This window comes from Massilia sp. UBA6681 (assembly GCF_002454935.1).
GTDB classification, from domain to species: domain Bacteria; phylum Pseudomonadota; class Gammaproteobacteria; order Burkholderiales; family Burkholderiaceae_D; genus Telluria; species Telluria varians.
This window is the reverse complement of sequence record NZ_DKJX01000049.1, coordinates 51,867-64,404: the sequence shown is the minus strand read 5'-3', so window position 1 is coordinate 64,404 and position 12,538 is coordinate 51,867. Positions and strand designations below refer to the sequence as shown.

The window sequence follows — 12,538 nt, the reverse complement described above, 5'->3', positions numbered from 1 at the left end:
TCGCCGCTTTTTTTCGTCCGGCTACAATCGGAGCATGGTGAATCGAACTCCCTCCTTGACTGGCCTTGCGCCTGTACTCGCGCCGGACACCCGCGTGCTCGTCCTCGGCAGCTTTCCCGGCGCCGCCTCGCTGGCCGCAGGGCGCTACTACGCTCATCCAAGGAACCAGTTCTGGCCCCTGATCTCGGCGGTGCTCAAGGAGGACCTGGCAAGCCTGCCGTATGAAGAGCGCTTGCCGCGCCTGCTGGCGCACCGCTTCGGCCTGTGGGACGTGCTGGCCGGCTGCGAACGGGAAGGCAGCCTCGATTCCGCGATCCGCAACCCGGCCGCTAACGATTTCGAACGCTTGCGGGCGCTCTGTCCGGAGCTGGAGACGGTCGGCTTCAATGGCCAGGTGTCGGGCAAGTTCGCGCCGCAGTTTGCCGCCGCCGGTTACCGTACCGTCGTGCTGCCGTCGAGTTCACCGGCGCACATGGCGATGACGTTCGAGCAGAAGCTGGAGGTGTGGCGTAGACTCGCCGAGTTGGAAGGGAACACAGCGCTGCCGGCGCAGTCGCCGTTGTTCTAAATTTATCGCTGGCCGCTCAACGGATATGCGTCCCGGTCGCACTCACCCTCCGAAGCATCGCCAGCTTGGCCGAATACAACTGCCGCATCTCCTGCCGCGTGCTGTTGTCGACCGCCTTGGCGATCTGCTCGCGCGCATGCTGGACGTCGCCCAGGCGCAGGTGGGTCACGCCTAGCCAGAACAGGAACTCGTCGTTGTAGGGGGCGCGCTTGAGCTCACGTTCGAACAGGCGCCGCGCCTTGTCGAAGTCGCCCGCGCGTAGCGCCAGCATGCCCTGGTCGAAGTGGTAATAGGGCGGGAAGGGCTCGATGCTGGCGATGCGCTGCGCCAGCACCTGGGCCTCGGCGTGCTTGCCCAGCGTGGCCAGCACCGGCTGCAGGTTGCGCATGACCATCACGTTCTCCGGCTCGCGCAGCAAGGCCGCGCGGTAGGTCTGTTCGGCCATCGCCAGATCGCCGTGCCGGTTGTAGATCACGGCCAGGGTGTTGAGCGCCGCGATCAGGCCAGGGCGCTTGTCCACCGCGGCGCGCGCCCACCAGTAGGCGTCGTCGATACGGTCCTGCACCAGCATCTCGGCCGCGCGGTTGTTCATGTAGAGCGCGACGATGTCGTCTTCGTCCAGTTCGCGTGCGCGCAGGCGTTCGGCTTCCTCCTGCGGGATGAAGTCGACCACCAGGAATTCGTTCAGGCCATTGCCGCGAAAGCCGCTATCGACCGGTTCGCCGACCGCGACGTTGACGTGGGCGCTGCCCAGGTACAGGTCCGCCTTGCGGCTCCAGTCATTGCCGACGTCGACGCTGCGAAAGCGCACCGGCATGCGCAGTTCCTTGGCGAAGGCCGCCGTCATGATCACGAGCGACAGGCAGTTGCCGGAGCGGTCCGCGTAGGTTTCCGCGGCAGTGCGGGTCTTCGAGGATTCGTATTCGAGTTTCAGGTCGGTCTTGCTGTACAGCGCTTCGACCAGGCCGCGGCGCGAGCCGCTCTGGCGCAGGTACCTGTTGAAAGCCGGGCTGTTCAGGTAGGACAGCATCGCCGGACTGAGGGTGAACAGGTCGTTGGCGCCGACCGGCTCGCTTGGTGGCGCAAAGCGTGCGTCGGCGAAGGGAGGGAGGGGCGCGCTCGGGGGCTGCACGCTGGCACAGCCCGCCAGCAGGGAAAGGGACAGCGACAGCAGGATGGCGAGGAACTTCATGACTCACTCCCGGGTGTACTTACAGGAAGTATCCGCCTGTACAGGAGTGATGTAAAGATATGTATCTACTGCTCGTGGAAGGCTTCCACCAGCTCGTCCAGCAGCTCGGCGGTTTCCTCGTCCGACAGCCCGAGGTAGGCGCAGGCGGCGGCGCCGCCCTTGTTCCATTCGAGCGATTCGGCATGGCCCTGGTAGCGGCAGATCGCGCTCTCCGCCAGCACCGACAGGGCGACCAGCGAGCGCACCGCGGCGGCGCTCGCAGCGTCGTCGAGCACGGCGAAATCATGGTGGTGCAGGATGGCCCAGCCGACGTCGCCCGACAGACCCCAGTTGCGCGCCAGCAAGCAGCCGAGCGCCGCGTGATTGGTGCTATGGCGCTCGTCCTCGAGCACGGTGAATGCGCGCTGCGTTTCCAGCGAGGCGGCGGCATAGGTCGCGGCGTAGTCCGGGAAGCGCTCCATCAGCAGCGGCACGCCGGTGTCGCAGAACAGGCCGAAGGTGTGGGCCACGTCCGCCTCCCCGATGCGCAGGCGGCGCGACAGGAACACCATCGCCTGGGCGCGCCGGGTACTGATATCCCAGAAGCTGGCCAGCGCGGCGCTGTTGGCGGGAATCGCCTGGCGCGCCAGCAGGCCGGTCATCAGGGCCGCCACCTGGTTAATGCCCAGGAACAGGATCGCCTGCTCGATCGACTTGGCCTTGCGCCGGCCGCCGTAGATCGCCGAATTGGCCAGCTTGAGCAGCGCACCGGACATGCCGACGTCGCTCGCCACAATCTTGCCGATCGCCTCCGGCGACGGGTCTTCCGATGCCAGTTCGCGCTGCATGTCGGCAAGCAGGCTCGGCCGGGGTGGGATGCGGATCGATTTGATCAGGGCATCGACCTGGTCGAGGTGCGGAACGGGATCGGCGAGGGTATTCATGGGCGGACAGGAGGAAGTGCGGAAGGGAAGCGACCAACCGTGCCACTATACCCCAGCACTTATTTTATTGCAGCAAAGCAATGCAAAATGCTTATCATTAAAATCATATTTTGTGTCAATTTAACCAAAGCGACACCCCTGGACAGGCCGGGTTAGAATCCCGCCATGGCCATTTCGACAATAGCAGGTATCGATTTTTCCCAGCCCGCGGAGATCGTCGCGCGCCAGCTGATCGGCGTGACGGTGCTGGTGGATGGCGTCGGCGGACGGATCGTCGAGACCGAAGCCTATGACCGCGAAGACCCGGCCTCGCACGCCTTTTCCGGTCCTACCGAGCGCAATGCCTCGATGTTCGGGCCGCCTGCCCATGCCTATGTCTATCGTTCTTACGGAATCCATTGGTGCCTGAATTTCGTGTGCCGCGAAGCGGGCCACGGCGCCGGGGTCCTGATCCGCGCGCTGGAGCCGCTCGCCGGCCTGGACCAGATGCGCGTGCGCCGCGATGCGATTGATGAGTGGCTGCTGTGCTCCGGCCCAGGCAAGCTGTGCCAAGCCCTGGGCGTGACCCGCGCCCTCAACGGCATGGCCATATCGCAGCCGCCGTTCGAGATCCTGCCCGCGCCGCCAGGCCTGGAGGTCGTGACCGGACCGCGCATCGGGATCTCCAAGGCGATGGACGTGCCCTGGCGTTTCGGGCTGGCGGGTTCACGCTTCGTTAGCCGGCCCTTCCGCTAAGCCGTCAGGCGCTGCGCCGGCGCTGCGTTCCCTTGGTGGTCGCGGCAGGCAGCGCCGCCACCGCACGTCCGCGCATCGCGCTGCCGGGAGAACGGCGCTCGTGCAGGCCGTGGAAGCCTTCGTCGCCTTCCTCTTCCGCGATCGCCTCGTCCTCGGACTGCACCGCGGCGATGTCCGCACCGTCGTCACCCTCGAACTTGAAGATCGACACCGCCTTGGCCAGGTTGACGGTCTGCTCGTGCAGGCTTTCGGCCGCGGCCGCGGCCTGTTCGACCAGGGCCGCGTTCTGCTGGGTCATGCCGTCCATCTGGCCGACCGCCTTGTTCACTTCGGCGATGCCGTCGGCCTGCTCGGTGCTGGCGATGCTGATGCGGCCGATGATGTCGTTCACCTGGCGCACCGAGGCGACGATGTCGCCCATGCTGGCGCCGGCCTCGCTCACCGAAGCGCTGCCGTCCTCGATGCTCTTCACCGAATCGGCGATCAGGCCCTTGATCTCGCGCGCCGCCGCCGCCGAGCGCTGGGCCAGCGTGCGCACTTCGGCCGCCACCACCGCGAAGCCGCGCCCCTGCTCGCCGGCGCGCGCCGCTTCCACCGCGGCGTTCAGGGCCAGCAGGTTTGTCTGGAACGAGATGCCGTCGATGACGCTGGTGATCTCGACGATCTTGCGCGAGCTGGCCTGGATCGATTCCATGGTCGCCACCGCGCGGCCCACCGCCTGGCCGCCGTTCGAGGCCAGCTGCGCCGCCTCGGCCGCAAGATCCGACGCCAGGCGCGCGTTGTTGGCGTTTTCCTTCACTGCCGTGGTCAGTTCTTCCATGGTGCTGGCGGTCTGTTCGAGCGAGCCGGCCTGCAGCTCGGTGCGGGTCGACAGGTCCAGGTTGCCGGTGGCGATTTCCTTCGAAGCGGTGTCGATCGAGCGCACCGAGTGCAATATGCTGTTCAGGGCGCCGTTCAGGCGCGAGATCGAGTGGTCGAGCGCGCGCGAGGTGTCGGCGATCTCGTCGCGCCCGGCGCCGGGCGTGCCGGACGGACGCAGGCGGCCCTCGGCCAGGTCGTTCACCACCGTGGCGATGGAATGGATATCGGCCAGCATGGCGCGCCGCACCAGCATCGTCACCATCAGGGACAAAGCGATCGACAGCAGCACCATGCCCGCCATGGTCATGCCGAGGGTGCGGAACTCGGCCTTGGCGGCGGCGTGCGCTTCCACGCTCAGCTTCTTTTCCAGCGCCGCCAGGTTCTGCAGGCCGCTGTCGAGGGCGACGAACTGCTTCTCGGCCTTCTGCATCGAGTTGGTGGCGATCGACTGGTCGACCTGGGCCAGCTCGATGGTCTCGGCCACCATCTTGCGGTAGCTCGCCAGCCCTGCCAGCGCGCTCTCGATCGGCGTGCGCTCGCCCGGTGCGGCGCCCTTCGACAGTTCGCCCAGCCTGGCTGCAATCGCGGCATGCTTCTTGTGGATGTCGGCGGTCAGGGCGTCCAGGCGGTTCTTCGCGAAGCTGCCGTTCACCCAGGCCAGCAGCTGGTAGATGTTGGCATGCGCGAAGCGCGCTTCGCCCGCCACGTCGGCCACGGCCTGCAGCCGCGCGGCGCGCACCTGCACCATGTGCTCGAGCGAGGCGTTCTGGCGCACCATGCCGTAATAGGCGGCTGCCGACAGCATCGTCAGCAGCACCAGCACCAGGCCCGGGGCCAGCAGGAGTTTCGGGCCGATCCTCAGTTTGTTCAGCATGCTTGACTCCGGGCGTGGACGAAAGGGCGGGGCGCTTTACTTCTTGTAGATGCCGACTTCCAGCACCACGTCGTCGACGCGCTGGATGAAGGTCGTCTTCGGCTCGATCTTGCCGCTGGTCGGATTCTTGTACTGGTAGTCGACCCAGCCCTTGCCCTTGGCAGCGGCCAGTTCGATGATCTCGCGGCGGTACTTCTTGCCGTTCGCATCCGGCACGTCGGTCAGGTCCTTGCCGACGATCGAGGGGTTATAGGGGTGGGCCAGCACGATGCCGGTCTTCAGGTCGCGGATGTCCATGTAGAGCTCGCCCTGGACGTATTCCGCATCCTTCGCGTTGATCTTCTTCATCATCTCGTCCTTGCCCTTGGCCTTGACCAGGGCAACGCCGCGTTCGACCATCGCGATGGCGTCCTTTTCGGTCGGGCCATTGGCAAGGGCAGGGGTGGCGGCGATGGCCAGGCACAGGGCGGCGGTGGTGGCGAACAGTTTCATGTTGACTCCTTGAGTGAATGTTCTGGGATCAATATTGCTAAAGTGCATTGGCAAATGTACCGGGCTGGGATGAGCAGGAATTGCGATCGCGCAATCGCAACGCGGAGACGGGGTAGGAACGTTGCGCATTCGTGTCAGTGGATGCTGAGCAGCTTCTGTCATCCACCCTGCATGCAAATCAATCCTGATGTTGTTTTGAGGCAGAGTTCGTTGTTGCGATGTAAACAGCTCATGTAGAATCGTCAGCTTTTATTGATGAGCCGGCATGAAGCGAGAGACACAGATTCCGATCGGGGACCCGCTGGGAAAACCAGCCGACGCACCGGGGCACCTGGCCTACCGCCGTGACATCGATGGCCTGCGCGCCGTCGCCGTGCTGTCGGTGGTGCTGTTCCATGCCTTCCCGGCGGTGCTGCGGGGCGGTTTCATCGGCGTCGACATCTTCTTCGTCATCTCCGGCTTCCTGATCACCAGCATCCTGCTGCGCGAGCTGGAGGCGGGCAGTTTCAGCTTCGCTGGCTTCTACGCGCGCCGCGTGCGGCGCATCTTCCCGGCGCTGGTGCTGGTGCTCGGTTCCTGCCTGGCCTTCGGCTGGCTGGCCCTGTTCCCTGACGAATACCAGCAGCTCGGCAAGCACGTGGTCGGCGGCGCCGGCTTCGCGGCCAACTTCTTCTACTGGGCCCAGGTCGGCTACTTCGACACCGCGGCCGACACCAAGCCGCTGCTGCACCTGTGGTCGCTCGGCATCGAGGAGCAGTTCTATATCCTGTGGCCGGTCGTCCTCCTGCTTGGGTGGCGGCTGCGCATGAACCTGCTGGCGGTGGCCGCCGTGCTGGCGCTGGCCTCGTTCGCCGTCAACCTGGGCGGCATCGCCGATCACCCGACCGCCACCTTCTATTCCCCGGCCAGCCGCGCCTGGGAGCTGCTGCTGGGGGCCGGCCTGGCCTGCCTGCATGCGCGCCCCGGCGCCGCCGCTTCGCGCCTTGCCGTGGCGCCGAACCTGCTCTCCTGGCTTGGCGCCGCCCTGCTGGCCGCGGGCCTGGCCCTGATTACGCGGGAAGACCCCTTCCCCGGCTGGCGCGCGCTGCTGCCCGCACTCGGCGCGCTCCTGCTCATCGGCGCCGGGCCGCAGGCCTGGCTCAACCGCGTGCTGCTGTCGAACCGCATCATGGTCTGGATCGGGCTGGTGAGCTATCCGCTCTACCTGTGGCACTGGCCGCTGCTGTCCTTTGCCCAGATCGTCGAATCGCGCACCCCGGCGCCGGCCATCCGCGCCGGGGCGGTGCTGCTGGCCGTCCTGCTGGCCTGGCTGACCTACCGCGTGGTGGAACGCCCGCTGCGCGGCGGCAGCGGGCGCGGCAAGGTCGCGGCGCTGAGCGCACTGATGCTTGCCTGCGCCGCCGCCGGAAGCTATATCTACCTGAACGACGGCCTGCCGACGCGCAAGCCGGTCCAGGACAACCTGGCCAACCAGAAGGCGCTGGTGCTGGTCGAGGACAAGGCCAATGCCGAGGCCTGCAAGAAGCGCTACGGTTTCGACTCGACCTACGAGTACTGCCTGCAGGCCGACGCCGCCAGGGACCCGACCGTGGTGCTGGTGGGCGACAGCCATGCCTACCACGTGGTGGCCGGCCTGACGAAGTACTACAGCAGCGTCGGCGAGAACCTCCTGATGCTGGGCACCCGCCATCCATACTGGGGCCTGGACCCGCAGGGCGATCCCTACCAGCAGGCGACCCAGCCGATGCTGGAACTGGCCCTCGGCATGCCTTCGGTGAAGACCGTCGTGTTCTCGACCCACCTGCGCTTCGGCAGCGCGCCCGAGCACCGCATGTGGGTGGATGCGGCGCGCGAGACCTTCCGCCGCTTCACCGCGGCCGGCAAGCAGGTGATCTTCATGAACGACGTGCCCATCATCAGCTTCGATCCGCGTTCCTGCATCAAGCGCGCCGGCGTGGCCTCGTCGGCCACCCGCGTGCCCTGCGCGATCACGCGCGCCGAATGGGAGCAGCAGGTGGTGCAGCACCGCGAGGTCCTGGGCGCCTTCGCCCGCGAGTTCCCGCAGATGGCCTGGTTCGATTCGTCCACGGCCTTGTGCGACGACAGCAGCTGCCACGCCATGATCGACGGACGCCTGATGTACCGCGACACCAACCACCTGAGCTATGACGGCGACCTGCTGGTGGGCAGGCACTTCGCCGAATGGATGCGCCGGCAAGCGCCGAAATAAGCCTGCACGGACGGCCCGGAGAATGCGCTCCGGGCCGTCCTGCCCAGTATTTGTCCCGTTTTGCCTCTCTCTTGTTTTAACCCCCACCGTAGGAACAGTCTGATTGATTGGCGGCAATTTCTGGAGGCTTTCCGCAACGTAAGATGAATTCTTACCGGCAACGTTTTACCCACGCCGACTAATTCATCCCTCGTTTCCTGGAGAATTTCCGTGATCACGACCGAATCGACGCCCTCCAAGTTCAAGCCCTATACCCGCCAGACGATCCACACGGCACGCCAATGGCAATGGCTGACGCCGGAGCTGCAGGAAGCCGTGCAGGTGGTGTCCCATGTGTTGCCGTTCCGCGTGAACGCCTACGTGCTGGAGGAGCTGATCGACTGGGACAAGGTGCCGGACGATCCGATCTACCGGCTCACCTTCCCGCACCGCGACATGCTGCCCGCCAGCGAATACGAACAACTGCGCGACCTGGTGCTGTACAAGAAGGACGAGGCGGCCACCGCCAAGCTGGTGCACGGCATCCGCATGCGCATGAACCCGCACCCGGCCGGCCAGATGACGCACAACGTCCCACGCGTCAACGACGCGCCGCTCAAGGGCCTGCAGCACAAGTACAAGGAAACCGTGCTGTTCTTCCCGAGCTCGGGCCAGACCTGCCACGCCTACTGCACCTTCTGCTTCCGCTGGCCGCAGTTCGTCGGCATGGACGACATGAAGTTCGATGCGCGCGAATGCAAGGAGCTGGTGTCCTACCTCGAGACGCATAAAGACGTCACCGACGTCCTGATAACCGGCGGCGACCCGATGATCATGAACACGCGTTCGCTGGCCGAGTTCCTCGAGCCGCTGCTCGAACCGAACCTGGCCCACATCCAGAACATCCGCATCGGCACCAAGTCGGTGGCCTACTGGCCGCAGCGCTTCGTGTCGGACAAGGACAGCGACGACCTGATGCGCCTGTTCGAGAAGGTGGTCAGGTCGGGCAAGAACCTCGCGATCATGGGCCACTACAACCATGCGGTCGAGCTGCGCCACCCGATTGCCCAGCAGGCGGTCAAGCGCATCGTCGGCACCGGCGCCACGCTGCGCATGCAGGGGCCCCTGATCCGCCACATCAACGAAGACCCGAAGAGCTGGGCCGAGCTGTGGACCACCGGCGTGCGCCTGGGCGCCATTCCGTACTACATGTTCGTCGAGCGCGACACCGGCCCGCGCGACTACTTCTCGCTGCCGCTGGCGCGCGCGCACCAGATTTTCCAGGAGGCCTACTCGATGGTGTCGGGCCTGTCGCGCACCGTGCGCGGTCCCTCGATGAGCGCCTTCCCGGGCAAGGTAGTGATCGACGGCGTGGTCACGATCAATGGCGAGAAACTGTTCGCGCTGCAGTTCCTGCAGGCCCGCAATCCGGAATGGGTGCGCCGTCCCTTCTTCGCCAAGTACGATCCGGAAGCCACCTGGCTCGACCACCTCAAGCCGGCCTTCGGGCGCGACAAGTTCTTCTTCGAACAGGAGAGCGAAGGCCCGCTGCGCGGACCCGGCGGGCGTGTCATCCCGCTGGTGCCGGCGGGCCAGCCGCGTGGCGGCGCTACCCAGGACGCGGCCTGACTCCGGACGCGCATCCACCCGACCCCGACCGGGACCTGGCCCATGCAGGATACCGCCACCGCGCCACGCCTGACCGGCGTGGCGGTTTTTTTCTACGTGTTCCTGCCGTTCGCGCTGGGACACTATCTGTCGACGCTGCTGCGCAACGTGAACGCGGTGCTGGCCCCCGACCTGATGGGGGCGCTCGCGCTCACCCCGGGCGAGCTGGGGCTGCTCACCAGCGCCTTCTTCTTCGCCTTCGCGCTGGTCCAGCTGCCGGTCGGGATCGCCCTCGACCGCTGGGGGCCGCGCAGGGTACAGCTGTCGATGATGCTGGTCGGCGCGCTCGGCGCGCTGCTGTTCGCGCGCGGCACCGGCTTCGGGCAGCTGCTGGTGGCGCGCGCCGTGATGGGCCTGGGCCTGGGCGGCTGCTTCATGGCGGCGGTGAAGGCGGTGTCCACCTGGATCACCCCGAGCAAGCTGCCTTCGGTGCACGGCTACCTGATCGCAGTGGGGGGGCTGGGCGCCGCCAGCGCGACCATGCCGGTGCGGCTGGTGCTCGACTATACCGACTGGCGCGGCCTGTTCGCCATCCTGGCCGGGCTGACCGCATGTTCCGGCCTGCTGATCGCGCTCGTGTACCCCCGTGACAAGGGACCGCAGCCCAAGCGCGGACCGCTGGGGCAGGCGCTGCGCGAGGTGTTCCGGGCGCCGGTGTTCCGCAACACGGCCTCGCTGGTCCTGATCCCGCATGCGGTGTTCTTCGGCATCCAGGGGCTGTGGATCGGACGCTGGCTGTCGGACGTCGCGCGCTTTCCCGACGACGCGGTCGCCTACCTGCTCTACATGGGGATGGCGTCGGTGATCTTCGGCGCCATCGGGGTGGGCATGATCACCGAGTGGGCCGGCCGGCGCGGCATCGCCCCGCTGGACGTCGCCGCCGCCGGCATCGCCGTCTTCCTGCTGGTGCAGGCTGCCTTCGTGCTCAACTACAAGCCGAGCTTCCAGCTGCTGTCGGTGCTGTTCACGCTGGTCGGGACCATTACGGGAATCGAGTACGCCATCATCGCGCAGTCGATGCCGCGCGAGCTGACCGGACGCGCGGCGACCTGCCTGAACCTCCTGATCTTCATCGGCGCCTTCGTGGTGCAGGCGGGCTTCGGCCTGCTGGTCGGGCTGTGGCCCCTCGACGACGCCGGCCAGACTCCCGCCATGGCCTACCGCATGGCCTTTGCCGTGCTGGTGCTGGTGCAGTTGCCGGGCCTGGTCGGATTCGTGCGGCGGCGCCGGCGCCAGAGCGCGGCGGTGGCCGAGGATGTCGAGGAGGTCCAGCCGGTTCCCACCTGAACCGCTTCTCTCGCTGGAAAGGATGGCGCGATATGGCCGGATTGGCTAGTATCGTGCTGTCCGCCCCCACCGAGAGAACACCATGCGCGACCACTTCCTGCTTCGCCTGTCCAGCGGCGCCATGCTCCTGCTGCTGGCCGCCTGCGGCGACCGCTCCACGCTGTCTCCCGGCGCCGACGTCGGCTCGCATCCGACCCTGGTGTCGCCGGTCCGCTCCCTGATCCCGACCGTGGACATCGCCCCCGCCAGGGGCTGGCCACCGGGCGGCAAGCCGCTCGCGGCAGCGGGGCTGGCGGTGCAGGCCTACGCTTCCGGCCTCGACCATCCGCGCTGGCTCCACGTGCTGCCCAATGGCGACGTGCTGGTCGCCGAGAGCAATGCGCCGCAACAGCCGGCCAAGAAGGGCATCAAGGCTTACGTCCAGAAAAAGGTGATGGAAAGGGCGGGCGCGGGCGTGCCCAGCGCGAACCGCATCACGCTGCTGCGCGATGCCGACGGCGACGGCGTGGCGGAACTGAAGACCGAGTTCCTGAAGGGCCTGAACTCGCCCTTCGGCATGGCGCTGGTCGGCGACACGCTGTACGTGGCGAACACCGACGGCATCGTGCGCTTCCCCTACCGCGCGGGCGATACCGCGATCACCGCCCCAGCACAACCGGTAGCGCCGCTGCCGGGCGGGCCGCTGAACCATCACTGGACCAAGAACATCATCGCCAGCCAGGACGGGCACAAGCTGTACGCCACCACGGGTTCGAACAGCAACGTGGCCGAAAACGGCATCGACCAGGAGGTCGACCGCGCCGCGATCCTCGAAGTGGACATCGCCACCGGCAAGACCCGCCTCTTCGCCGCCGGCCTGCGCAACCCGAACGGCCTGGCCTGGAATCCTGAAACCGGCGTGCTGTGGACGGTGGTGAACGAACGCGACGAGATCGGCAGCGACCTGGTGCCGGACTACCTGACCTCGGTGAAGGAGGGCGGCTTCTACGGCTGGCCCTACAGCTGGTATGGCAGGCACGTGGACGAACGCGTCAAGCCGCAGCGCCCCGACCTGGTGGCCAGGGCGATCGTGCCGGACTATGCGCTGGGCGCCCACGTGGCGGCGCTGGGGCTGGCCTTCTATACCGGCGCGCTGCTGCCCCAGTTCACCAACGGCGCCATCATCGGCCAGCACGGTTCCTGGAACCGCAAGCCGCTGTCGGGCTACAACGTGGTGTATGTGCCGTTCAGGGAAGGCAAGCCGGCCGGGAAACCGGTCGAGCTGCTCAGCGGCTTTCTCAACAAGGACGGCGAGGCGCAGGGGCGTCCGGTCGGCGTCGCGGTGGACGGGAAGGGTGCGATCCTGGTGGCGGACGATGTCGGCAACGTGGTCTGGCGCGTGACGCCCGCCGCTCGGTAATCAGGCGCACCCGCTCACCAGCAGGATCGGCATCCCGGTCCACAGTATCCCCACGAAGGCCAGCACGGCGCCCAGCGCCGCCGCCCAGTCGAGCAGCGCCGCTTCCGTGGCGTTGCGCAGGATGCCGCGCTCGCGCCAGGCCAGCCACAGGCAGATGGCCAGCGCCGCCACGGTCGCGCTCCCCAGCAGCAAGCGGTCCGGCCCGCCCGTGCGCATTACCGCCGGCGTGCACTGCGCCGCCGCCAGCAGGTAGCAGAAGGTGAAGTGCGCCGCCCATACCAGCAGGGGCAGGGTGCCGCGCATCAGTTGCCGGAAGAAGTGGTCTTGCAT

Annotated in this window: 11 protein-coding genes; 6 read left to right on the top strand and 5 right to left on the bottom strand. The window is 66.9% G+C overall.

Going from position 1 to position 12,538, the window contains the following annotated elements:
- Positions 1 to 34 precede the first annotated feature (34 nt).
- Positions 35 to 568 (top strand): DNA-deoxyinosine glycosylase, encoded by a 534-nt coding sequence (locus tag B2R83_RS07215; protein WP_292039651.1) that lies wholly within the window; start codon positions 35 to 37, stop codon positions 566 to 568.
- 16 nt (positions 569 to 584) lie between these two features.
- Here B2R83_RS07215 and B2R83_RS07210 read toward each other — a convergent pair whose 3' ends face one another.
- Together B2R83_RS07210 and B2R83_RS07205 are read right to left on the bottom strand one after the other, a co-directional pair.
- A complete protein-coding gene (locus B2R83_RS07210; protein ID WP_292039650.1) occupies positions 585 to 1,760 on the bottom strand; it encodes a tetratricopeptide repeat protein in 1,176 nt (391 codons plus the stop codon).
- Between the two features lie 65 nt (positions 1,761 to 1,825).
- A complete protein-coding gene (locus tag B2R83_RS07205) occupies positions 1,826 to 2,683 on the bottom strand; it encodes an HDOD domain-containing protein (protein ID WP_036212969.1) in 858 nt (285 codons plus the stop codon).
- Positions 2,684 to 2,848: 165 nt separating this feature from the next.
- Here B2R83_RS07205 and B2R83_RS07200 point away from each other — a divergent pair, with 165 nt between their 5' ends.
- On the top strand, positions 2,849 to 3,418 hold the full coding sequence (locus B2R83_RS07200; protein ID WP_292039646.1) for a DNA-3-methyladenine glycosylase: 570 nt from the start codon (positions 2,849 to 2,851) through the stop codon (positions 3,416 to 3,418).
- Positions 3,419 to 3,422: 4 nt separating this feature from the next.
- Here the strand turns inward: B2R83_RS07200 and B2R83_RS07195 are convergent, their stop codons facing one another.
- A complete protein-coding gene (locus B2R83_RS07195) occupies positions 3,423 to 5,153 on the bottom strand; it encodes a methyl-accepting chemotaxis protein (protein WP_292039645.1) in 1,731 nt (576 codons plus the stop codon).
- 36 nt (positions 5,154 to 5,189) lie between these two features.
- Positions 5,190 to 5,645, bottom strand: coding sequence for a cache domain-containing protein (locus tag B2R83_RS07190; RefSeq protein ID WP_027865534.1), 456 nt, complete (start codon positions 5,643 to 5,645; stop codon positions 5,190 to 5,192).
- A gap of 265 nt (positions 5,646 to 5,910) precedes the next feature.
- Between B2R83_RS07190 and B2R83_RS07185 the strand changes: the two genes are divergently transcribed.
- The 4 genes from B2R83_RS07185 (at position 5,911) to B2R83_RS07170 (ending at position 12,208) form a co-directional block, all read left to right on the top strand.
- On the top strand, positions 5,911 to 7,875 hold the full coding sequence (locus B2R83_RS07185; protein ID WP_292039641.1) for an acyltransferase family protein: 1,965 nt from the start codon (positions 5,911 to 5,913) through the stop codon (positions 7,873 to 7,875).
- A gap of 210 nt (positions 7,876 to 8,085) precedes the next feature.
- Complete coding sequence (locus B2R83_RS07180) at positions 8,086 to 9,483, top strand: KamA family radical SAM protein (RefSeq protein ID WP_292039639.1); 1,398 nt, start codon at positions 8,086 to 8,088, stop codon at positions 9,481 to 9,483.
- A 42-nt stretch (positions 9,484 to 9,525) separates the two neighbouring features.
- Complete coding sequence (locus B2R83_RS07175) at positions 9,526 to 10,809, top strand: MFS transporter (protein ID WP_292039638.1); 1,284 nt, start codon at positions 9,526 to 9,528, stop codon at positions 10,807 to 10,809.
- A gap of 82 nt (positions 10,810 to 10,891) precedes the next feature.
- Entirely contained in the window at positions 10,892 to 12,208 is a 1,317-nt protein-coding gene (locus B2R83_RS07170; RefSeq protein WP_292039636.1) for a PQQ-dependent sugar dehydrogenase, read from the top strand.
- Here B2R83_RS07170 and B2R83_RS07165 read toward each other — a convergent pair whose 3' ends face one another.
- Positions 12,209 to 12,538, bottom strand: coding sequence for a hypothetical protein (locus B2R83_RS07165; protein WP_292039634.1), 330 nt, complete (start codon positions 12,536 to 12,538; stop codon positions 12,209 to 12,211).